We start from the raw sequence: 22,204 nt of genomic DNA, 5'->3' as shown, positions 1-22,204 counted from the left end.
TCATAACTGCATAGAAGCTCTATGACTCGGCCCTTTTCGTCCTTAACCACTTCGTCGCAGGTTATGAAATAGGCATGTTTCAGGCGGACTTCCTTACCAGGAGCCAGGCGAAAAAATTTTCGTGGGGCATCTTCCATAAAGTCATCCCTTTCAATGAAAATTTCCCGGCCAAAAGGGAGCATCCTCTCTCCGGCTTCCGGGTTTGAAGGATTGTTTACTCCCGGGAGTTCTTCAATCTGCCCCTCAGGATAATTTGTTATGGTTACTTTCAAAGGATCGATGACGGCCATCGCTCTGTCGGCACTGAGGTTCAGTTCTTCCCGAATGATATACTGAAGAAAGTTGATATCCACCAGGCTATTTACCTTGGATATGCCGATCTCTTTGGCAAAACGGCGTATAGAAGACGGAGTATATCCCCGTCTTCTGAATCCGGAGAGTGTCGGCATTCTGGGATCATCCCATCCACTGACCATTTTTTCAGTCACAAGCTCTAAGAGTTTTCTTTTACTCATCACTGTGTAGCTGAGATTCAGACGGGCAAACTCTATTTGCCGGGGATGACAGGGAGCAGATACATTGTCCAGAAACCAGTCATACAGGGGTCTATGGTTTTCAAACTCCAGAGTACAGATGGAATGAGTGATTCCTTCCAGAGCATCTTCAAACCCATGTGCAAAATCGTACATGGGATAAATTTTCCACTTGTCCCCGGTTCTATGGTGGGATTCTTTTCGTATTCTGTAGATGGCAGGATCCCGCATATTCATATTCAGGTGGGCCATGTCAATCTTGGCTCTGAGGATACAGGAACCCTCTTCCAATTCACCACTGGTCATCTTCTTAAAGAATTCCTGGTTTTCTTCAACGCTGCGGTTTCTGTAAGGAGAATCCACTCCCGCCTTTGTGGGGGTTCCCCGGTTGAGTCTTATGTCTTCGGCACTCTGAGAGTCGACATAAGCCTTCCCGGTATCGATCAATTCGAGGGCCCAGGCATAGAAATTATCAAAATAGTCGGAGGCAAAGAAGATTTCAGGGTCAAAACCAAGCCAGCGGACATCTTCGATGATGGAATCAACATATTCCTGCTCTTCCTTCGTCGGATTTGTATCATCAAAACGGAGGTTACACTTCCCATCGTAATCCTGGGCGATGCCGAAATTCAGGCAAATTGATTTGCCATGGCCAATATGAAGGTAGCCGTTAGGCTCGGGAGGAAAGCGGGTATGCACTTTTCCGTCATTCTTTCCCTGTTCCAGATCTTCATTTATTATCTGACGGATAAAATCCGTACCTTTTGATTTTTCTTCGGTTTGATTCATATTTGCAGCCATAGTCAACCTCTTTTCATTTTATGGAAAATTCATCCTAGCATAAAGACATTTTAACTGGTAGATCCTTTAGTCATATTGCCTCTTTCTGATGCGTCTTTTTTCACGGACAATGCCTTCGGATTTTACCATTTCCTCGAGCCATGTATCCGCTTCTTCACGGGATATAAAATACCTTGAATGGATCTTCCTGTTTGACTTGTCCGCCAGGGAACGGCCGCTCTCTTCTACGTTTGAAGAAGAAAAAACCCAGACACCCTTATTTTGATAGCTCTTGTAGCTGACGGAAAACACCTGTGAAAGATTGACATAGATTCCATCATCAATTTCAATAAACATGAATGAACCTCCGGTTCTGGGCATTTTCAATAAAAACTGTATTATAGTATTCTAATAAAAAATCAAGTTTCCACAAGGAATGATAATTATGAGTATTATTTTACTGGATGCAGTAACTCTGGGAATGGATATGGATTTATCTCTTTTCAGGGATCTGGACGACTGTCATATCTGGCTTACCACCGAAGACGATGAATTAGTTTCCAGGATCAGAGATTCCCGGGTCATCGTGACCAACAGGGTTCATCTTACAAAAGAAGTCTTAAAAGAAGCGGACAAGCTGGAACTGATCGCCCTCACAGCCACGGGTTTTAATAATGTGGATATCGAGTATTGCAGACAAAGGGGCATCTCTGTTGCCAATGTTTCCTCTTATTCTACCGAAAGTGTGACACAACACTGTTTTTCAATGCTCTTCTATCTCTTGGAGCAAACCCGGTATTACGATGATTATGTGAGGGAAGGACGGTACAGGGAAGATAAGCAGTTTGTCGATGTCTCAAGACCCTGGTTTGAACTCCATGGGAAAACCTGGGGGATTATCGGAATGGGGGCCATCGGCCGCAGGGTTGCCGAAGTTGCTGCAGCCTTTGGAGCACATCCTCTTTATTATAGTACCAGCGGTCATAAACGCCCCGAATCCTTCCCGCGCTGCTCTCTTCAGGAACTGCTCAACAAATCCGATATTGTGTCGGTTCATGCTCCTTTGAATGAAAAGACTCAGAATCTGATGGGAGAAAGTGAGTTCCGAAACATGAAAAAAGGGGCTTTCTTTCTAAATCTTGGTCGAGGTGCCATCATCGATGAAGCAGCTCTAGCTCTGGCTCTCTCCTCGGACTGGATCGCCGGTGCAGGACTGGATGTCTTGACTCAGGAGCCGCCTTTAGATAACAATCCTCTACTTAAACTACTCGGTAAAAAACTTCTTATTACTCCTCATCATGCCTGGGGGAGTATCGAATCCAGAAAGAGACTGATTCATGAAGTCTATGAAAATGTACAGGCCCATCTCAGGGGTGAAAAAAGAAACCTGATCGTATAAGGAAAACTATGAAAAAAATTGTGGTCAAATTTGGCGGTTCGAATCTTAAAACAAAATATGATATTCAAAAGATTGTACAGACCGTAACCCTCTATAATCGTCCCCTTGTCATTGTGGTCTCAGCTTTCTATGGAATCACCAATTATCTGACCGAGGGAATCAGAACTGTCAAAAGAGACGATGGCCACATCAATGAGATGATCGCCTATCTGAAGGAGATGAAAAGAGCCACAATCGAGGATAATATTGATTCAGAAGAGGATAAGGATGAAGCCTACTCTCTGATTTCCGAAAGGCTGGCTCAGGTTGAACGAAATCTTCTAGGAGTTCATTACATCGGGGATATTCCCAATTTCATCGAAGACAGAGTCCTCAGCTATGGCGAAAGACTCAGTTCTCTCCTTTTGACTCTGATCCTCCGACACAAAGGCTTTGATGCAGTAGAGTGCCTTCCCGAAGATATGGGCCTTAGCACAGACGGTGAGTTCAGCAATGGGACAATCAATTTCAAAGCCTCTGAAAAATCTGTAAGCAAGGCATTAGCCGCAGAGAGGATTTTTGTCGTTCCCGGTTTCTATGGAATTTCGGAGGAAGGGAAAATCACACTATTAGGCCGTGGGGGCAGTGATTATTCAGCTGCCGGCATTGCCCGCTGTATAGATGCAGAATCACTGGATATCTGGAAAGATGTGAACGGATTCATGACGGCGGATCCTAAAATTGTCAGTAAGGCGACTCGTGTCAGGACTCTGAGCTACACCGAAACCGCTGAACTATCCTATTTCGGAGCCAAAATACTCCACCCGCGTACTGTTGAACCCCTGGAACCCTGCAATATCCCCGTCAGAATTTTCAATATCGACGGCCCCAAAGATAAATTGAATCCTCTTTCGATCATCGGCGCTGACCTGGATGGTCCGAATAGTAAACCTAAGAGTGTGACCTATAGTGATGATTTTGCCATCCTCAGGGTGAGTGGACCGGGGGTGGGAATTAAACCGGGAATCCTGGCCCGGCTGACTGATACCCTTGACCGGAACCTCATCAATATCAAGTCTGTGGTGACTTCCCAGACAGCCATTAATTTTTATCTGGAATCAGCCGATTTAGGACGGGCGGTCCAGTGTATTTCCAAGATCGGAGAGAAAACAATCATCAATATGACTGAAATCGCAGACATGTCTATCGTCGCACTGGTGGGCGCGGGTCTCGTTCATGAACCCATGGCCGCCCACAGGATGCTGAAGGCTCTGGCGAGCCAGGATATCCACACACAGATTGTTTCTCTGGGTGCCTCTGATGTGGCGGCCTATGTCGTTGTGAATCAGGCTGACAAAATGAGGGCTGTCAAAGCAGTGCATCATGAGTTTTTTGAATAAATTAGGCCCCTGCCAGGCCCCCTTGAGGGGAGATTTTTTTGAAGGTATGATGTTTTCATGAAATACAAATTAGAAACAATACCCCTATGGGATGCCTTTAAAGAAGAGACTGAATGTCCTTTTTGCTTTCTCAAAGAAAAAGCGGAAAAGCGATATCTCAAGTATTATCTTGGCAATTCTGCTATGAATCCCGAAACAAGGGTAGAGCTCAATATAACCGGCTTCTGCCCGGATCATTTCGGTAAACTTCTGATAGAAAGGAGTCCCCAGCATCTGGGGCTGATCACTCATACCCATTTAAAGGATTGGAGGGCTGACCTTGAAAAAAGATTCCCCTCCGGAAAAAACGGAACCTCTCTCTTTTCAAGATGGAGCGGACCAAAGGGATCTGAAACTGGGGAATATAAGAAAACCAATGATTCCAGGATTCAAGGCTGTCTGATCTGTGACCGCATTGAAAGAACAATTCAGCGTTATACCTTTACCGCCTGTTTCCTTTGGAAAAGAGATGAAGAAGGATTCCGAAGCATCCTGAAAAGCAGCAAGGGCTTCTGCATCCCCCATGAAGGAGATCTGCTTCTTATGGCCTCTGAGATACTTAAACAAACGGAACAGGACGATTTTTTTGTTCTGGTTAAGGATCTCCAGAAAAAAAATTTTCAAAGACTGGAAGAGGAGCTTGACTGGTTTACCCAGAAGTTCAAGGCTGAAAATAACAGTCAGCCCTGGGGAAATTCAGAAGATGCCCATTATAGAGTGATTCAGAAACTCACAGGAAAAAGAACAGACCACTGAAAAAACACTCCCCTACCAACAGAAAAGGCTGACCAGAATTAAATTCTGAAATCAGCCTTTTTATTTAAACGTTCATCTGTGTATCAGGATTCAAGCTCCATCAGATAGGTTTTCATTTTTTCAATGATATTCCTGAATTCTTCCAGTTTTTCCTTTTCCTTCAGGATCACCTCTTCGGGAGCATTGGCAGTGAACTTTTCGTTTCCTAGTTTTTTCTCAGTTGATACAAAAAGTTTTTCAAATTTATCGATATTCTTAGTAAGACGGGACTTCTCTTTGTCCACATCAATCATATCTCTGATGTAAAGAAAGGCTTCAAATGTCTTGCCTACAGCCGTCACTGACCCACTGGTCATTTCCTCTTTCATCAGTCCAAAGTCATCACAATGAATCAGAGAGGAGACAAGCTCCCCCTCGGACTTCAGAAATTCCCTGAGAGATGTATCCTCTGTTTTTACACGCACCTTGATACTCTTGGCAGGGGGAATATTAAATTCACTCCTGAATGTCCTGACCAATTGTACCAGATCCTGAAGCTGAGAGAACTGGTTCTCAAGAACAGGATTATCCAGGTCCTCATCTACTTGAGGGAAATCAGCAATGATCAAGGGGCCGTCAACACCAGGAAGCTTCTGATAAATCTCCTCCGTCAGAAATGACATAAAAGGGTGAAGGAGGCGCAATGATTTGTTCAGCACATCCAACAGGACAGAAACGGCTCTGTCTTTTTCCTGACTGTCTTTGCTGTAAAGGTAGAGCTTGGTCGCTTCCACATACCAGTCACAGAAGTCATTCCAGAAAAATTCATATATGCTGTGGGCCATATCGTCAAAGCGGTAGACACTAACGGCCTGGTTTACATTTTCGATGGCTTTATTCAATCTGTGATAAATCCACTGATCTGCCGCATTGAGCTGTATCTCATTACGGCTCAGGAGAGTTCTACCTTCCAGGTTCATAAGAATATACCGTGAAGCATTCCACACCTTGTTGCAGAATCGGCTTCCCAGTTTGATATCTTCCATATCCAGAGGAATATCCTGGCCCTGGGCCGAAAGATAGGCCAGAGTAAACTTCATGGCATCCGCACCATACTGTTCAACGATATCAAGGGGGTCAATTCCATTCCCCAGAGACTTGGACATTTTCCGCCCATTTTTATCTCTCACCAGGGGTGTGATATAGATATCCCGGAAGGGAGCCTGTCCCAAAAACTCTTCAGAAGCCATGATCATTCTGGCAACCCAGAAAAAAATAATATCATAACCTGTCACCAGAGATGTAGTGGGAAAGAACTTCTCCAGGTCCGCCGTCTTTTCGGGCCATCCCAAAGTGGAAAACGGCCAGAGCCAGGAGCTGAACCATGTATCAAGTACATCCGGGTCCTGTTCCAGTGAAGTACTGCCGCATTTAGAACAGCTTTCGGGATCATTTCGTTCAACCAGTATTTCTCCACAAGCCGTACAGGTCCAGGCCGGGATTCTATGTCCCCACCAGAGCTGCCGGGAAATACACCAGTCTCGAATGCCTTTAAGCCAGTGAGTGTATGTATTTTCCCATCTTTTGGGGTAGAATCTGATCCGGTCCTCCTCCCAGGCTTTCATTGCCTTCTCTGCCATGCTGTCCATTTTGACAAACCACTGGTCTGACATATAGGGTTCAATGACCGATTTACAGCGGTAGCAGTGACCGACCTGATGGGGCTGATCCTCAATTTTAGACATAAAACCGCCATCATCCAGGGCTTTGACTGTCGCCTTTCGGGCTGCCTTCACTTCCATGCCTCTGAAGGCTTCAGGTACATTTTCATTGAGGGTACCATCATCCTTGAGGATGTTGATCCTTTCCAGGTTGTGACGATTCCCGATGTCCCAGTCATTGGGATCATGGGCTGGAGTTATTTTAACGGCACCGGAACCAAACTCGCGCTTGCAGTAGGTATCAGTGATTATTTTTATTTTTCTGTCCGTCAGAGGAAGATCTATCGTTTTACCCACCACCGAGGAATAGCGATCATCTTCGGGGTGCACTGCCACCGCGGTGTCGCCAAACATGGTTTCAGGTCTGGTGGTGGCTACTTCTATATGACCCGAACCGTCACTCAGAGGATACTTCACATGATAGAGTGACCCCTGCTCTTCTTCATGGTCGACTTCATCATCTGCAAGGGCAGTACCGCAGGAGGGGCACCAATTGACCAGATATTCACCCTTGTAAATCAGATTTCTTTCATAGAGTGTAACAAAAACTTCACGAACAGCATCTGAAAGTCCCTCATCCATGGTAAATCGCTCTCTTGTCCAGTCACAGGAAGCGCCAATCTTTTTCAACTGCTTTGTAATAATACTGTGATGTTCTTCCTTGGTTCTCCAGGTTTCCTCTATAAATTTCTCCCGTCCCAAACTGTGTCTGGTCTGGCCTTTTTCTTTCAGTTTCCTTTCAACAACATTCTGAGTGGCAATACCCGCATGATCCGTTCCGGGCACCCAGAGTGTCGGACGGCCCTGCATTCTATGATAACGGATCAGAATATCCTGAAGTGAATTATTAAGCCCATGACCCATATGAAGGACTCCGGTGACATTCGGCGGAGGGATGACTATGACGAAGGGCTCTTTATTGTCATCTCCTGCAGGTTTAAAGTAACCACCCTCTTCCCAGTATTTATATATTCTGTCTTCAAATTCACCGGGATTGAATGTTTTCTCAAGTTCAATAGCCTTCATTAACCCTTCCTTCAAATCTTTTGTGCATAGTATCAAAAATAACAGATCCTTTTCAATCAGTCTGTATCATGAATCAGCATGGAATCATCATGATATTTATGTTTCTTCCATAAAGCAAATATGATATATTTAGATTCTTGATAACTTGAAAGCTAAGAAATCAATGAGGATCATGATGATACATAACTTTGAGAAGTTTTTTGATGATAACTCTGAAATGAGAAGAGTTCTATCCAAGGGGAAATTTACGACCATGGCTCTCTCGGATGGAAATGATCCCTACATCCTCACCCTCAGTTATGGTTTGGATGCCCTTGAGAACATTCTATATTTTCATACGTCCAGAACAGGCACCAAAATTGACTTTTTAAAGAGTAATTCATATGTCTGTGGAACCGTCATTCTGGATCATGGTTATCAGGGGGGATATCCTCATTACCAGTCGATTGTGTACAAGGGCCTGATTGAAGTCATTCATAACAAAGAAGAAAAATTAAGGGCTATGGAGTCACTCTTCCATCAACTGGAAGAAGATTCTGCCAACAGGATAGAGAGAATCATTGAAGATCCAGCTTCCTTGGATAACATCCTCATCATGAAATTGATTATTGATGAAATGACAGAGAAAGAAAATCCTGGCTGATCCTCATATTTTACGGAGTAACAGTGATTCCAACGATCGTTTGGGAATGTAGTGTACCTGATTGTCATCCCGGAAATAAGACACATCTGATTCATCCTTCACATCCACAATCACTCTTTTTTCCAAAGGATATCCCAGAGCCAGAATAAGCTGAATTTCCAATTCATCACCCAGTTCCAGAAGCTTCGCAACATTTTCTTTGATAAAAGCTCCTAACATACAGGATCCGATTCCTTTTTCCATTGCCACCAATTGCATGGTTTGCGCGACAATTCCTGTATCCAGTCCGGCACTGCTGCTGATTCTTTTATCAAGAATGAGGACCACATAACCCGTGGGTCTTTCCCCTTCAATCGGACCGTCCCAGTTTTTTAAACTACCGGCCCAGTTTAAGTGCGGAAAAAGGAGGTTTCTGAAATCATGATTTTCAATGGTTATATATTTCAAAGGTTGTTTATTTCTCGCAGAAGGACAAACACGAGCCGTTTCAACAAGTGACTTCATAAATTCTTCAGGTAGTTCTTTCTGTTCAAATCTACGGCAGCTTCTCGTCTTTTCAACCAGTTCAGTAATCATGATAACTCCTTTTCATTTGTATGAATAAAAAGGCTCTCTTTTAAAAGAGAGCCTTTAAAATTAATATTATAATTATTTCTTTTTCTTTTTCTTAAGTTTACTGAGGCGTCTTTTTTCTGTCGCTTCGGCAATTTCATCAGCACTCTGCTTGATCTTGGCTTCTTCCGTTTTATCAGAAATTTTCGCAGGGGCAGCTTTTTTTTCATCCACGGCTTTGGTTGAAGTTACTTTTGCTTTTACTTTATTTGCTACCTTGTCATGCCAAGCTAAAAGGATGGTTGACGCAATATAAATTGAAGAGTAAGTACCGACAATGATACCGACAATCAAACTCAGGGCAAATGTTTTAATTGTTCCTGTTCCGATTATGAAGATAAAAAGTACGGCAATGAAAGTCGTCAAAGAAGTAATCAGTGTTCTGGATAGTGATTGAGTTATGGAGGTATTGATCACTTCCATAAAACTCTTGTCTTTAACCAGTCTTGTATTTTCTCTGATCCTGTCAAAGATAACGATGGTATCGTTCAAGGAATAACCGATAATCGTCAGAACAGCAGCAATTGTCGCAGTAGAGAACTCCATCTGCATGATGCCTATAAATCCCATCAGGAAAAGAACGTCATGAATAATGGCCATAATTGCAGATACCGCATAGTTCAGTTTAAATCTAAACCAGATATAAATAAGGATCAAAGCCATGGCAACGAGTGTCAGGAAGACAGTCTGGCTTGTCAGGTTTCCCGCAAACCGGGCTCCTACAAACTCAGTAGACTCCACCGTGGCAGAACCGGTTCCGAAGGCAGCTTCAAGTTTATCCATGATGAGTTTTTCGGTTTCTGCCTGAAAGTTTTTATTGCTTTCATCTACACCGGTTCGAACCATATAATTCATGGACTTGCCGGTACCGATTGTCTGCACCTGAAGGGCATCGATTCCGTCAAGAGCATCCTTTACAACAGAGATGCCATCTGCTCCTTCAATCCTGATCTGCTGATTTAAACCGGCCTTAAAGTCGATTCCAAAATTGAAACCGCCTTGAGCGAAAGTTCCGATCCAGAATGCGAATATCATTAATATAGATATAGTCAGAAATATGTATCTGTTTTTAGTAAATCTAATCACTTTTTCCATTATTTGAGCCCCCAGGAAATGCTGATTTTGTCTTTTCCCAGGACATCGGTACCGAAGTCAAAGATGAGACGGGACACAAATATAGCTGTAAAGAGAGAACAGACTATACCGACTGCCAAGGTTATTGCGAAGCCCTGAATGGGTCCTTTTCCAAGCTGAGAAAGAAAAATTGCAGCAATAAAAGTAGTAATGTTGGCGTCCATTACGGTCCAGAAAGCCTTTTTAAATCCGGCTTCTATAGCCGCAGATCTGGATTTGCCCAGTCTCATCTCTTCTTTGATACGTTCAAAGATAATAACATTGGCATCCACTGCCATACCGACGTTCAGTATGAGACCGGCAATGCTGGTCATGGTAAGTGTCATGTTAAAAGAGGATAAGATGGCAATAATGAATATCAGGTTTAGAACCAGTGCTATATCAGCAATGATTCCTGCTCCCTTGTAGTAGAGGATCATAAAGATAAATACGGCTATGAAGCCAAACATAATAGCCTTCAGACCGGCACTGATGGCATCACTTCCGAGAGACGCTCCAACAGCATTCTCATTAATGATCCGCAGATCGACTGGGAGGGCTGCCGTTCTCAGTACAAGAGCCAGATCGTTGGCCTCTGCTGTGTCAAAACCGGTGATTCTTACAGAATCTCTGATGGGTTCAGAAATCCGTGCAGCGGCTTTGACCTTGTCGTCCATCACAACCGCCAGAGTATTTCCTGTGTTATCTGAGGTGAACTTGTAAAAGATTTCTCCACCTTCTGAATCAAGGTTAAAAATTACATTGGGCTGACCTGTAATCTGATCTGTAATGACCTGAGCCTGATCAATATGCTGTCCATCCAGCCCTACTTCTTCATGAATGACGACAAAGCGCTGGAACTGATCAATTCCGTAATTGTCTTTCTTGTAAAAACCGTAAACAAGAAGACCTGCTTCCAGAACCTCTGTATCTTTAGGACGTCCGTTTTCAAATGTATCACCAGGATTCTGAGCAGCATACTGGATGATCCGGCTTGTGGCAGCATCATCTACAATATGAAAGTTGAGTTGTCCCTTGCCCATTAGAAAGGAGTTTACTCTTTCAGGATCGACTTCACCGGGTACCTCAATCAGAATCTGATTGTTCGACTGTTTTCTAATCTGAGGTTCAGTAACACCAAACTTGTCAATTCTGTTATTCAGAATTTCCATAGCCAGAGTCAGAGCCTCTCTCAAGTCGTCTTCGGTTGGTGTTCTCTCCAGTCTTTTTGTAAGACTCTCCGTATCGGCTTCAACGACAACACTCATTCCACCAGAAAGGTCTAATCCCAGCATCAGTGTCTTGTTCTTGAGAGCTTTCAAGTTCAAAATGTCATCTCTATAATACTCTTCCAGAGTTTTAAAGACTTCATTTCCAGATTGAAATCCCTTCAGAACAGATTGAACCGTCCATGTTTTAGGTATATCAAGTTTTTCAAGTTTGAAGTTTTCTTTAGCCACAGGAACGAGAAATTTGATATTTTCAGGAAGCTCCGCATCAGGGCTATCCTTAACAAGCTCAATCAAAGATTTCAGGTCCTTAGACGCTTCTACTTTGGCATAGTTTCTGATTTGTTCCTTGGAGCCGTTTGCAAGGATTTTCTTTTCTTCGGGAGTGTTAAAATACCATTGTACTGTTGGAAACAGAAAGTACGCACCCAATCCCAGAAAGAAAAGAACGACGATGAATCTCAATCGTTTATTCATTAAAATCTCCGGTAGCTATTATTATTTTTTTTCTACTTCTTCTTCTTCTATTATTTCTTTACTGTCTTTCTTGTCTTTTTTCACTTTGACATCTTTGACTTCTTTGACTTCTTTGACGTCTTTTTTTGACTCAGGACCTAGAACAGTCGAAATCGCAGACTTGTTTATCTCGAGTTTGCAATCATCATCAACCTTGATAACAACAGTTTCTTCTTTTACAGAATGTACTGTTCCTCTGATACCGCCAATTGTAATGATCTTATCATTCTTCTTAACTGCTGCAATCATGTTTTTGGTTTCTTTCTGTTTCTTATTCTGTGGTCTAATAATAAGAAAATAGAAAATACCGATTACCAGAGCGAAAGTGACAAGACTCGTTGTCATTGAACCACCGGAAGAGCTGGAAGAACCACCTGAGGGAATTCCCATCAGGAGAGCCAGACTAAAATTATCCATATATATTTTCCTCGGATTATAAAAAGATTTTGTAAAATTATCACAGAAAATCAATAACCGTCAAGAATGATTAAATTCGTTTGACCCTGGTAATTTTTTCAGGGACATGGAATACGCCAAAAAGTCGTTTTAATTCTTCAATCGATTTATAGGAAGACTTGCTATTCAGGTTGTATACCTCCAGTACCTTTTCCTGATCAAGGAGGTTCTTTTCATGAAGGGCTTTACTGAATGCCGCTTTATACAATCCCTGCTCAAGAAGTGCCTCGATAGGAGTCCCCGGTTTTTGCAGCTTCTTATCTACAATGGCAGAATCTCCGCTATACCCGATGGTACTGACAAAATCATCTTTTTTCAAAATATTGTCTCCTTTTTCTATAAATCTGGTTAAGATCCTCTCTGTTTCCAAAAAAAGAGGGAAGCTTTCGCCTCCCTCTCCTCTCAGGAACGGGGGATGATTACATCATGCCGCCCATGCCGCCCATTCCGCCCATTCCACCCATGCCGCCTGCAGGAGCACCTGCTGGCATGTTTTCTTCGGGAAGGTCGGTGATTGCACATTCAGTTGTGAGAAGAAGAGCTGCGATAGATGCAGCATTCTGGAGAGCACTTCTGGTTACCTTGGCAGGATCAATGATTCCCGCTGCTACCATATTAGTCCATTCCATCTTGTAAGCATCAAAACCGATGCCCTTCTTTTCGTGTTTTGCCTTATCTGCGATGATAGCTCCATCAACACCGGCATTGATTGCTATTTGACGGATAGGCTCTTCAAGAGCTCTCTTGACGATGTTGTAACCGACAAGTTCTTCTGCAGTCAAGTTGTCAGAAGCTACCAGAGAATTGCAAATCTGAACAAGAGTCAGTCCACCTCCGGGTACGATACCTTCATCAATGGCTGCACGGGTAGCAGATAATGCATCTTCTACTCTGTGTTTCTTTTCTTTAAGTTCTACTTCTGTGGCGGCTCCGACATTGATGACCGCAACACCACCAGCCAGTTTGGCCAGACGTTCCTGCAACTTTTCTTTATCATAGTCACTGGATGTATCATCAATCTGAATTTTAATCTGTGATATTCTTTCTTTGATACCCGATTCTGTACCTTCACCGTTGATAATGGTTGTGTTTTCTTTTTCAACCTTGATCATTTTAGCTTTTCCAAGCTGTTCCAGCTCGGTATTTTCCAGCTTCAGTCCGATTTCTTCAGAAATGACTTCTCCGCCAGTCAGGATGGCAATGTCTTCCAGCATGGCTTTTCTTCTGTCTCCGAATCCGGGTGCCTTAACAGCACATACATTCAGAGCACCTCTGATTGTGTTGACAACAAGAGTTGCCAGAGCTTCACCTTCAACGTCTTCTGCAATGATCAGAAGGGGCTTACTTGTCTGAGCCACTTTTTCAAGAAGGGGAAGGAGTTCTTTCATGTTTGAGATTTTCTTATCGTAGATAAGGATGTAGGGAGTCTCCATGACTGTTGACATGGTATCTCTGTTGGATGCGAAGTAAGGAGAAAGATAACCTCTGTCAAACTGCATACCTTCAACAAAATCAGTTGTTGTTTCAATTGTTTTTGATTCTTCAACTGTGATCACACCGTCTTTTCCAACTTTTTCCATGGCCCTGGCAATTTCTTCACCAATTTCATGATCATTGTTGGCAGAAATTGACGCGACCTGTGCAATCTCTTCTTTGTCATTGATTTCTTTGGATGCTTTCTTGATTTCTTGAACTGCATCTTCCACTGCCTTGTCTATTCCACGTTTGATTCCCATGGGGTTGATTCCGGCAGCAACGCTCTTCAATCCTTCTTTAACAATAGAGAAGGCAAGAACGGTTGCTGTAGTTGTTCCATCACCGGCTACATCATTGGTCTTTGTGGCCACTTCCTTGACAAGCTGAGCTCCCATGTTTTCAAAGGGGTCTTCCAATTCAATTTCGCGAGCCACTGAAACACCATCTTTTGTAACTGTTGGAGCTCCGAATTTCTTATCCAGAAGAACATTTCTTCCCTTTGGACCCAATGTCACTTTGACAGCGTCTGAAAGTTTTTCAACTCCAGCAAGAAGTTTTCTGCGCGCTTCTTCGTTAAACTTTAACTGTTTAGCCATAAACAATTCTCTCCCTAATTTCAGGTAATTTGATTTTTTATTTTAAAAGACTTATGCAAATCTTCAAATGTAAGATACTCATTCTGTTTCGATTCATCAAGAAATATTTTGCATTTCTGAATGAAAAATACGAATATAAATTAAAAGATTTCAGATAAAATCCATAAAGCTGATTTCTCCTGTTGTTATTGTCATTTCCTTTCCCTTCTCCAAATCCCTGGCCAGTAGAAATCCATCATCATTCAGCCCCTTGATAATTATCATTTTCGATCTTGTTTTTTCGGTGGATCCTTCGAAGATTTCTAATTGTTCTCTCCTGCCGTAGAGAATATCCTGTGCTTCTTCCTTCCATTGTTTCCGTTCCAGGGTTTCTTTCAGAACGGGCAAAAATTTTTCTAGAACTGTAAGGGCCGTCATTGAGATGTCCTGAAGTTTCAAAGAAGTTGTTTTATGCTTAATGCCATCAGGAAACTCTGTTTCCTGACAGTTGATTCCTATGCCGGCAAAAATCATATTACTCCGGAACTCACAGAGAATTCCCGAAATTTTCCTATTATCAACGAGAATGTCATTGGGCCACTTCAGCCGGGAATGAAGTTGATACTGATTAAGACAAAACTTTGTCAGTGCCAGGCCGCAGATGAGGGGAGTTCTGACAAGAGGATGGCAAATCATGTCCGGATTCAGGGCAATTGTAAAAAGAAGGTTTTTATTTTTTTCTGAGTTCCATCTCCTGTCCTGACCTCGTCCCCTTCCATGAGTCTGGTAGGCGGCAGCTGTCACTGTTCCATGTTCCGGCTTGGATAAGCGGCTCATATCCAGCATTGTGGAATCTGTTTCTTCCTTAAAGTAAACAGGGGCATTAAATGGATTCATAATATTTAGAATATGGTTACTATGGTACATTTAAAATATTATAGCCATTAAGGAGTGCCTCGAAAAGGTTGATTTTTCATGAAATATACTTTATATACCTTAGAAATGTTCAAGCATCTCTCACTCCTATTATTCTTTATTTTGCCCTTTTCAATTGCCGCCGATTCAGAAACAGATTTATTCCGTGGGATTGCAAATCAGAATTACCAACTATTTGATACAGCTCTCAAGGATCTGGATGATCCGAATGTATACGATAGCCGCGGCAGATCGGCTCTGTATCTGGCCATTCTGTATAATAATGATCAGATGGCCGTAGCTCTTATCAATGCTGGTGCTGAAGCCGTAGAATATGACAATGACGGAGATTCTTTTCTCTATCTTTGTGTTTTACGGGATATGGAGCAGACTGCCACAGCCATGATCAGAGCAGGAGCAGATGCCAATTTCATAAATCAATACGGTAATAGTATCCTTATTATTGCCATCTCAAGAAATATGGAGCTGACATCATTGGAATTAGTCCGATATGGGGCTGAACCAAATACAGTTTCATCTGCCGGAGTCTCGGCACTTCTGCTTTCTGTTCAAAAAGGTTTGAGAGAAACAGCCGAAGCTCTCGTAAAAAGAGGAGCAGAGGTGAATCTTGAAGATTCAAGGGGTTATACTCCTCTTATGTATGCCACCTGGAGACAGTACGAAAGACTTCGAACTCTTCTTGTGGAACATGGTGCTTTAAAATAAGTAAATTCTCTTCATTCAAAGCTTGATTAAAAGCTCTATAATATGTATATATATTCATCTATACTGAATATATATACGGAATGAGAGAAATGAATGGCAGAACAGCAAGATTAAAGGCTATAAAACGGATAATACATGAATATCATATCACCAGTCAGGAGCAGCTCCTGGCATTTCTTGTGAAAGAAAATGTCAGTGTCACTCAGGCCACTCTTTCAAGAGACTTGAAGCTCCTCAAAGTTGGTAAGGTCTCTGATGGTAATAACGGGTATTACTATACCCTTCCCAGAAACAGAAAGGAACTGGAAACAACACAGCAGTATATCAATGATATTACCAGAGGATTCCTCTCTATAAGCTTCTCAGCGAATCTTTGTATTATGAAAACCCTTGCCGGTCATGCCGATACTGTTGCAATCGCCCTGGATAATATGGAATTTGATGAAATCCTGGGAACCATAGCAGGAGATGATACTATTCTGATTGTACTCAAAGAAAATCTTCCTGCACAGAAATTTATACTGACTCTCAAAACAATCTTCCCCGAAATGGAGTTGGAATAATGAAAGCTGTTGTACTTGGTGCCACTGGGTATACGGGTCAGATATTGCTCAGGCAATTGAGCAGTCATCAGGATATCGAATCCATAATTCCGGCATCCTCCTCTATCGCAGGATCTAAAGTCCTGGATTCTGATCCAGGACTTCATCGGTCTATCATTAAAAAAATGGAATTGACCCGTGGAGAATATGTTTCAATTGAAGAAGCCGCATCCTACAAGGCAGATATTGTTTTTTCAGCCCTCCCCCATCTTGCCTCTGCACAAGTCTGTGATCCTTTTTACGATCATTCTGTGGTTATCGACTTATCTGCTGATTTTAGAATGGAAGATCCTGAACTGTTCCTCAAAGCCTATGGAAAATATCCCCCCAGAGCCGAAAGACTGGCTTCTGCAGTGTATGGTTTGTCAGAACTGTACAGGGATAAAATCATGAAATCCGATTTGATTGCCAATCCTGGTTGTTATCCAACCGCCAGTCTTTTGCCACTCTTTCCCCTTTTAAAGAAAAAATTGATAAAAAAAAATATTATGATCAATGCCCTTTCCGGAATTTCCGGAGCCGGGAAAAAGGCAAATACTTCTAACCTTCTGGTGGAGCGGTCAGAAAATATATGTGCCTATGCTCCCGGAATGACCCATAGGCATTCCTGGGAAATTGCCAAAGAAATTCATAAAGAAGATCCTCTTGTGAAAATACTGTTTGTCCCTCATCTCGTCCCCATGAAAAGAGGGATGGCCATCACAAGCAGTTGTGAACTTACCGAGGATATCAGCCCGGATTCCTTAGAAGACATATATAAGAATTTTTATGGGGATTCACCTTTCGTACATACTGTATTTCCGGCCATCCCTGAAACAAAACAGGTTTGGGGTTCCAACCGCTGTGACATAAGCTGGCATATGGAGGGAAGGACCCTGATTTTATTTTCCGTTATTGATAACCTTATCAAGGGTGCAAGCGGACAAGCTATTCAGAACATGAATATACGCTTCGGTCTGGATGAAACAGCCGGTTTAAGGCTGCATGGGGAGATCTGATGAGGACTATTGTCATTAAAGCCGGTGGAAAAGCTGCTGAATCTTCAGAGTCTATCGCTGCCCTGGCAGAAGAAATAAAAGATCTTAATCAAAAAGGCGACAAGATTGTCTTTGTACATGGCGGTGGCGCTGCAGTTTCGGCAATACAGAAGCAGTATCATCTGGAGCCTCGCTTTGTCGATGGGAAAAGACTGACTTCAGTGAGAGAAATGGATCTTGTTGATATGGGCCTTGCAGGTCAAATGAATAAGTACCTCGTCAGAATTTTTCAGAAATCCGGCCTGAATCCGGTAGGATTATCTGGTGCTGACGGGTCGCTGATCCTCTCTTCAGATGCATCAGGGACTGGGTCTTTTGAGAATAGAACCGGTTCGGTATCCAAAGTGAATCCAGCTTTGATACAGCTTCTGTTGAATCAAAACTACTTTCCTGTTCTGTCCTCAGTCAGTACTGACTCTTCAGGAAAGGGAATGAATATCAATGCGGATGAGGCTGCCCTTGCCATTGCTTCATCTTTAGAAGCGGAGCATCTGATTTTTATATCAGATATACCGGGAATCATGATAAAGGGTACAGTCGTCTCCTCTGTGAATGAAAAATTTATTGAAGAGTCCATCGACAATGGAGAGATTCAGGGAGGGATGATTCCGAAAGTCAGATCTTCTCTGGAAGCCATCCGACAGGGTGTTCATTCCATTCAGATCAGCAATTATGAAAAACCCGGAGATCTTTCAAAAATTCTTTCCGGGTATAAAGGGACATGTATTACCCTGGAGGAAAAAAAATGAAACCTTATATTATCGAAAAACCAGCTCTACCAAAAAACTTTGCAGAGAGATTTTTGCAAATTGAGTCGGGTAAAGGATCCTATGTATATGATAAAGGCGGGAAAGAATATCTGGATTTCGGTTCCGGAATAGCCGTCAATGCCCTCGGTTATGGGAGGGAAGACCTGGCCAAAGCCGCGTATGATCAGATGAAAAAATTGATCCATGTTTCTAATCTCTATACGACTGGTCCTACTGTCGAGCTGGCTGAGAAACTTGTAAAAACCGGTAACTTTACGGCAGTTCATTTTGGGAACAGCGGATCCGAAGCCAATGAGGCGGCTCTGAAATACGCCAGACTCTACGCAAAAATGAAAAAAGGGCCCGAATCCGTTGGATTTGTGTCTTTCAGTAACGGATTTCATGGACGGACCATGGGAGCCCTGAGTGTGACAGCAACAGAAAAATATAAAACCCCTTTTTCCCCCCTGCTATCAGACTGCATTATTTTACCTTTCAATGATCCTGACTCGTTAAAGACGATTAAAGATCCCCGTCTTACGGCTGCTATCATTGTCGAGGTCATACAGGGAGAAGGCGGTCTGGTCAGTCTGTCTGAAAAGATGGTAAAGGCCCTGAATGAGTTCTGTGCCCAGTATGATATCATTCTGATAGCCGATGAAGTACAAACAGGGGTTGGTAGAACCGGATCTTTTTATGCTTCTGATGAAGCTGGATTGAAAGCAGATATCATTACCCTTGCAAAGCCTCTTGCGGGCGGTCTGCCTCTTTCGGCTACTTTGATACCTGCCAAAATTAATGATCTCCTCCATCCGGGAGATCATGGAACCACTTTTGGAGGCGGTCCTGTCACGTCAACCGTCGCACTATCAGTTCTTGAAAAGATACAATCAGATGGTTTTTTAAACTCAGTGAAAGAAAAAGGTCTTTTTTTAGATAAAGAGCTGAAGAAGTCCTTGAAGAGCCTGGATCTTCAAGGAGATATTTTGGGGAAGGGGCTGCTCAGAGGACTAAAAATACCCTCTTTGAAACCGGAAAGCATGGCTGCCTTGATGAATACCTGCCAGGATCAGGGTCTTTTAATTTTGAGATCGGGACAGAATATCATAAGAATTGCCCCGCCTCTGACTATAAGTGAAAATGAACTCCAAAAGGGAGTCACAATACTATTCAAAGCTATCAAGGAGATAATATGAGCGAACAGCCGATTAAAAAAATAGCCCTTGCCTATTCGGGAGGACTGGATACTTCAATCATCATTCCCTGGCTGAAAGAAAACTACAACGGTGCAGAGGTTATCGCAATTTGCACCAATGTAGGCCAGGACGAAAACTGGGACGGTCTGGAACAGAAGGCTCTGAATGCAGGCGCTTCTAAATACTTTCTGGCAGATCTTAGAGATGAACTCACTAAAGATTATATCTATCCCATGGTCAGAGCCGGGGCGATATATGAAGGACAGTATCTTTTGGGTACTTCCATTGCAAGACCAATTCAGGCCAAGTATCAGGTGGATATCGCCCTCCAGGAGGGTTGTGATGCCCTTTGCCATGGTTGTACGGGAAAAGGGAACGACCAGGTCCGGTTTGAATTGACCTATAAAGCACTGGCTCCCCACCTCAAGGTAATAGCACCCTGGAGAATCTGGGATATTCATTCCAGAGAAGATGCTATTGAGTATGCTGAGAATCATGGAATCGATCTTGGAAATATTTCCAAGAAAAATATTTATTCCAGAGACTGGAATGTCTGGCATATGAGTCATGAAGGGGGAGATCTGGAAGACCCCTGGAACAGACCTCAGGAAGCTATGTTCCAACTGACCACATCACCAAAGGATGCCCCGGAAGAGGAAGAGGAAATCACCATAGATTTCAAGAAGGGGATTCCCGTTGCAGTGAACGGGACGAAAATGGATTCATATGATCTGCTTCAGGAACTGAATACCAGAGCATCAGCTCATGGAATCGGCCGGGTGGATATAGTTGAAACCAGACTGGTTGGAATGAAGAGTCGAGGGGTCTATGAAACACCTGGAGGAACCCTCCTGCATAAGGCTCTCAGAGATCTTGAAATGTTTACGATCAATAATGATGCCCTCCATTTGAAACAGAAACTGGCTATGGATTATGCTGACCTTGTGTATGCTGGAAAATGGTATACAACAAGCCGGTATGCCCTGGAAGAATTCATGAAGAAAACAACCGAATTCACAACAGGAACTGTCAGGATGGTTATGTATAAGGGCAATGCCTTTGTAGCCGGAAGAAAATCTCCCTATGCTCTCTATATTGAAGATCTGGCGTCTTTTGGAGCATCCAGCTATGATCACCATGATGCCGAAGGTTTTATCAACCTCTATGGCCTCTCCACTGGTGTCACAGCCATGGTACAGAAAAACCTGCAGGATGATTCAGGGCAGGCTCTCAAGATTATAGGAACGGCCGCTTCATTTCATGATAAATAATCAGTAAATCCACTATCAAGGAGGCCTGCTTCAGTATTGAGCAGGCCTCCTTTTTCTAGACTGCCGGTATTTAACGCCTTTTAGGTATTGATGGGATTGTCTGGTCTATTTATATTTAAATGACTAAAAACAGGGGGATATAATGTCTATTCAATATAACAATCTTGATACTGTTGAAAGTTATAAAGCTATATTAAAAAATGCAGGGGATATCAAACCAAATGCACTTCTCACTTCTGATGGGATCAAACAATGCAATATTTATGCAGGTGGCGGTCTGAGCTATAACTATGCAGCCAAGACAGTAGATGCAAAGTTGATTTCTCAATTGCAGACTCTGGCAGATGATCAGCAGCTCATCAAAAAATACAAGGATCTTCTTGCGGGATCCCTTATGAATACCGGTGAGAATCGAATGGTTCTTCATCATCTGACCCGAGGCGAACTAAATGGTCCGGTCTTATACGACGGAAAAAACCAGAGAGACTTTTATAAAAAACAATTGACCAGGATCAATGCATTCACCAGTAAAATCCATAATGGAGAACTGAAGGGCTCCACAGGGAAAAAGTTTGATACGGTCGTACAGATTGGAATCGGTGGCTCTGATTTAGGCCCCCGGGCCCTGTATCTGGCTTTGGAAAATGTCTGTTCTCCTCTGTTGAAGGCACGTTTTATTTCCAATGTAGACCCGGATGATGCCAATGCTGTTTTAAATGACCTGGACCTGGAAACAACACTGTTTATTCTTGTTTCTAAATCCGGAACAACTCAGGAAACATTGGCTAACAGGAATTTTGTGATTGAAAAATCCAAAGCGGCTGGTATTACCGGACTGAACCCTATGGCCCATATAATAGCCGTAACCAGTGAAACCAGCCCCTTAGCGGGTTCCTCTGATGTTCTGGACTCTTTTTATATTGATGATTATATCGGAGGCAGGTTCTCCAGCACATCAGCCGTTGGTGGTGCTGTTTTATCCCTGGCCTTTGGTTCTTCAGTTTTTGAAGAGATCCTGACCGGGGCAACCGAGGCGGATGCTTTGTCGATGAATAGTGATATCAAGGAAAATGCATCTATGATGGATGCATTGAATGGAGTCTTCGAAAGGAATGTACTGGGTTATCCTACCACAGCAGTCCTTCCCTACAGCCAGGCTCTTTCCCGCTTTCCAGCTCATCTTCAGCAGATGGATATGGAAAGTAACGGGAAATCTGTCTCAAGAGAGGGGCATCCTTTGAATTATGCAACAGGACCAGTGATTTTCGGAGAACCGGGAACCAATGGACAGCACTCTTTTTACCAACTTCTACACCAGGGATCAGACATTATACCTCTCCAGTTTATCGGCTTTAAAAATTCACAGATTAATTCTGATCTGGATTACGAAGGGTCTTCCAGCCAGCAGAAGCTGAAGGCCAATCTGGTTGCCCAGATTGTTGCTTTTGCCAAGGGCAGACCTCATGAGAATAAAAA

21 protein-coding genes are annotated in these 22,204 nt (G+C 42.9%); 11 read left to right on the top strand and 10 right to left on the bottom strand.

Features of this window, described 5'->3' with window-relative positions:
• Together PF479_RS13805 and PF479_RS13800 are read right to left on the bottom strand one after the other, a co-directional pair.
• On the bottom strand, positions 1–1,334 hold a 1,334-nt coding region (locus PF479_RS13805), incomplete at its 3' end, for a glutamine--tRNA ligase/YqeY domain fusion protein (RefSeq protein WP_298007594.1).
• Between the two features lie 66 nt (positions 1,335–1,400).
• Positions 1,401–1,670 (bottom strand): hypothetical protein, encoded by a 270-nt coding sequence (locus PF479_RS13800; RefSeq protein ID WP_298007592.1) that lies wholly within the window; start codon positions 1,668–1,670, stop codon positions 1,401–1,403.
• Positions 1,671–1,758: 88 nt separating this feature from the next.
• Here PF479_RS13800 and PF479_RS13795 point away from each other — a divergent pair, with 88 nt between their 5' ends.
• Genes PF479_RS13795 through PF479_RS13785 form a run of 3 tightly spaced genes read left to right on the top strand, consistent with a single transcriptional unit; the run spans position 1,759 to position 4,886 of the window.
• Positions 1,759–2,712 (top strand): D-2-hydroxyacid dehydrogenase, encoded by a 954-nt coding sequence (locus PF479_RS13795; protein ID WP_298007591.1) that lies wholly within the window; start codon positions 1,759–1,761, stop codon positions 2,710–2,712.
• 8 nt (positions 2,713–2,720) lie between these two features.
• Entirely contained in the window at positions 2,721–4,091 is a 1,371-nt protein-coding gene (locus PF479_RS13790; protein WP_298007588.1) for an aspartate kinase, read from the top strand.
• Positions 4,092–4,148: 57 nt separating this feature from the next.
• Positions 4,149–4,886, top strand: a complete 738-nt coding sequence (locus PF479_RS13785) for a DUF6062 family protein (RefSeq protein WP_298007586.1) — start codon at positions 4,149–4,151, stop codon at positions 4,884–4,886.
• Positions 4,887–4,969: 83 nt separating this feature from the next.
• On the opposite strand, the gene PF479_RS13780 is transcribed toward PF479_RS13785, so the two are convergent.
• A complete protein-coding gene (locus PF479_RS13780) occupies positions 4,970–7,612 on the bottom strand; it encodes a valine--tRNA ligase (protein WP_298007584.1) in 2,643 nt (880 codons plus the stop codon).
• Between the two features lie 172 nt (positions 7,613–7,784).
• On the opposite strand from PF479_RS13780, the gene PF479_RS13775 reads away from it, so the two are divergent.
• Positions 7,785–8,255 carry a pyridoxamine 5'-phosphate oxidase family protein gene (locus PF479_RS13775; protein ID WP_298007582.1) on the top strand — a complete coding sequence of 157 codons (471 nt, stop codon included), beginning with the start codon at positions 7,785–7,787 and terminating at the stop codon, positions 8,253–8,255.
• 3 nt (positions 8,256–8,258) lie between these two features.
• On the opposite strand, the gene PF479_RS13770 is transcribed toward PF479_RS13775, so the two are convergent.
• The 7 genes from PF479_RS13770 to PF479_RS13740 all read right to left on the bottom strand — a co-directional run bounded on the left by PF479_RS13770 (position 8,259) and on the right by PF479_RS13740 (position 15,159).
• Positions 8,259–8,831, bottom strand: coding sequence for a nitroreductase family protein (locus PF479_RS13770; protein ID WP_298007580.1), 573 nt, complete (start codon positions 8,829–8,831; stop codon positions 8,259–8,261).
• A 72-nt stretch (positions 8,832–8,903) separates the two neighbouring features.
• The gene (secF, locus tag PF479_RS13765; RefSeq protein WP_298007578.1) at positions 8,904–9,962 is read right to left on the bottom strand and encodes a protein translocase subunit SecF; all 1,059 of its coding nucleotides are present in this window, start codon (positions 9,960–9,962) and stop codon (positions 8,904–8,906) included.
• A complete protein-coding gene (gene secD, locus PF479_RS13760) occupies positions 9,962–11,686 on the bottom strand; it encodes a protein translocase subunit SecD (RefSeq protein ID WP_298007576.1) in 1,725 nt (574 codons plus the stop codon). The genes secF and secD overlap by 1 nt, the downstream gene beginning before the upstream one ends.
• Positions 11,687–11,707: 21 nt before the next feature.
• Complete coding sequence (gene yajC / locus PF479_RS13755) at positions 11,708–12,142, bottom strand: preprotein translocase subunit YajC (RefSeq protein WP_298007574.1); 435 nt, start codon at positions 12,140–12,142, stop codon at positions 11,708–11,710.
• A gap of 70 nt (positions 12,143–12,212) precedes the next feature.
• The gene (locus tag PF479_RS13750; RefSeq protein WP_298007572.1) at positions 12,213–12,500 is read right to left on the bottom strand and encodes a hypothetical protein; all 288 of its coding nucleotides are present in this window, start codon (positions 12,498–12,500) and stop codon (positions 12,213–12,215) included.
• 100 nt (positions 12,501–12,600) lie between these two features.
• A complete protein-coding gene (gene groL / locus PF479_RS13745; RefSeq protein WP_298007570.1) occupies positions 12,601–14,253 on the bottom strand; it encodes a chaperonin GroEL in 1,653 nt (550 codons plus the stop codon).
• 150 nt (positions 14,254–14,403) lie between these two features.
• Entirely contained in the window at positions 14,404–15,159 is a 756-nt protein-coding gene (locus PF479_RS13740; RefSeq protein ID WP_298007568.1) for a biotin--[acetyl-CoA-carboxylase] ligase, read from the bottom strand.
• 48 nt (positions 15,160–15,207) lie between these two features.
• On the opposite strand from PF479_RS13740, the gene PF479_RS13735 reads away from it, so the two are divergent.
• The 7 genes from PF479_RS13735 to pgi form a co-directional block, all read left to right on the top strand.
• The gene (locus tag PF479_RS13735) at positions 15,208–15,873 is read left to right on the top strand and encodes an ankyrin repeat domain-containing protein (protein ID WP_298007566.1); all 666 of its coding nucleotides are present in this window, start codon (positions 15,208–15,210) and stop codon (positions 15,871–15,873) included.
• Positions 15,874–15,962: 89 nt separating this feature from the next.
• Positions 15,963–16,436 carry an ArgR family transcriptional regulator gene (locus PF479_RS13730; protein WP_298007564.1) on the top strand — a complete coding sequence of 158 codons (474 nt, stop codon included), beginning with the start codon at positions 15,963–15,965 and terminating at the stop codon, positions 16,434–16,436.
• Positions 16,436–17,473 carry an N-acetyl-gamma-glutamyl-phosphate reductase gene (gene argC / locus PF479_RS13725; protein ID WP_298007562.1) on the top strand — a complete coding sequence of 346 codons (1,038 nt, stop codon included), beginning with the start codon at positions 16,436–16,438 and terminating at the stop codon, positions 17,471–17,473. Before PF479_RS13730 ends, argC begins: the two co-directional genes overlap by 1 nt.
• Entirely contained in the window at positions 17,473–18,261 is a 789-nt protein-coding gene (gene argB / locus PF479_RS13720; RefSeq protein WP_298007560.1) for an acetylglutamate kinase, read from the top strand. The genes argC and argB overlap by 1 nt, the downstream gene beginning before the upstream one ends.
• Positions 18,258–19,457, top strand: coding sequence for an aspartate aminotransferase family protein (locus PF479_RS13715; RefSeq protein WP_298007558.1), 1,200 nt, complete (start codon positions 18,258–18,260; stop codon positions 19,455–19,457). The genes argB and PF479_RS13715 overlap by 4 nt, the downstream gene beginning before the upstream one ends.
• Positions 19,454–20,728, top strand: coding sequence for an argininosuccinate synthase (locus PF479_RS13710; RefSeq protein ID WP_298007556.1), 1,275 nt, complete (start codon positions 19,454–19,456; stop codon positions 20,726–20,728). Before PF479_RS13715 ends, PF479_RS13710 begins: the two co-directional genes overlap by 4 nt.
• A gap of 142 nt (positions 20,729–20,870) precedes the next feature.
• Positions 20,871–22,204: glucose-6-phosphate isomerase (pgi, locus tag PF479_RS13705; protein ID WP_298007554.1), on the top strand; the 1,334-nt coding region annotated here is incomplete at its 3' end.

This window comes from Oceanispirochaeta sp. (genome assembly GCF_027859075.1).
Lineage (GTDB): Bacteria > Spirochaetota > Spirochaetia > DSM-2461 > DSM-2461 > Oceanispirochaeta.
This window is presented reverse-complemented; position numbering and strand designations above follow the sequence as displayed.

Bases quoted from the DNA above. Each gene is read 5' to 3' on its own strand.
- PF479_RS13775 (WP_298007582.1), top strand. From the start codon at position 7,785: ATGATGATACATAACTTTGAGAAGTTTTTTGATGATAACTCTGAAATG.
- PF479_RS13795 (WP_298007591.1), top strand. From the start codon at position 1,759: ATGAGTATTATTTTACTGGATGCAGTAACTCTGGGAATGGATATGGAT.
- argC (WP_298007562.1), top strand. From the start codon at position 16,436: ATGAAAGCTGTTGTACTTGGTGCCACTGGGTATACGGGTCAGATATTG.
- secD (WP_298007576.1), bottom strand. From the start codon at position 11,686: ATGAATAAACGATTGAGATTCATCGTCGTTCTTTTCTTTCTGGGATTG.
- PF479_RS13785 (WP_298007586.1), top strand. From the start codon at position 4,149: ATGAAATACAAATTAGAAACAATACCCCTATGGGATGCCTTTAAAGAA.
- PF479_RS13800 (WP_298007592.1), bottom strand. From the start codon at position 1,670: ATGTTTATTGAAATTGATGATGGAATCTATGTCAATCTTTCACAGGTG.
- yajC (WP_298007574.1), bottom strand. From the start codon at position 12,142: ATGGATAATTTTAGTCTGGCTCTCCTGATGGGAATTCCCTCAGGTGGT.
- PF479_RS13730 (WP_298007564.1), top strand. From the start codon at position 15,963: ATGAATGGCAGAACAGCAAGATTAAAGGCTATAAAACGGATAATACAT.
- PF479_RS13790 (WP_298007588.1), top strand. From the start codon at position 2,721: ATGAAAAAAATTGTGGTCAAATTTGGCGGTTCGAATCTTAAAACAAAA.
- PF479_RS13780 (WP_298007584.1), bottom strand. From the start codon at position 7,612: ATGAAGGCTATTGAACTTGAGAAAACATTCAATCCCGGTGAATTTGAA.
- groL (WP_298007570.1), bottom strand. From the start codon at position 14,253: ATGGCTAAACAGTTAAAGTTTAACGAAGAAGCGCGCAGAAAACTTCTT.
- argB (WP_298007560.1), top strand. From the start codon at position 17,473: ATGAGGACTATTGTCATTAAAGCCGGTGGAAAAGCTGCTGAATCTTCA.
- secF (WP_298007578.1), bottom strand. From the start codon at position 9,962: ATGGAAAAAGTGATTAGATTTACTAAAAACAGATACATATTTCTGACT.
- PF479_RS13735 (WP_298007566.1), top strand. From the start codon at position 15,208: ATGAAATATACTTTATATACCTTAGAAATGTTCAAGCATCTCTCACTC.
- PF479_RS13710 (WP_298007556.1), top strand. From the start codon at position 19,454: ATGAGCGAACAGCCGATTAAAAAAATAGCCCTTGCCTATTCGGGAGGA.
- PF479_RS13740 (WP_298007568.1), bottom strand. From the start codon at position 15,159: ATGTACCATAGTAACCATATTCTAAATATTATGAATCCATTTAATGCC.
- PF479_RS13715 (WP_298007558.1), top strand. From the start codon at position 18,258: ATGAAACCTTATATTATCGAAAAACCAGCTCTACCAAAAAACTTTGCA.
- PF479_RS13770 (WP_298007580.1), bottom strand. From the start codon at position 8,831: ATGATTACTGAACTGGTTGAAAAGACGAGAAGCTGCCGTAGATTTGAA.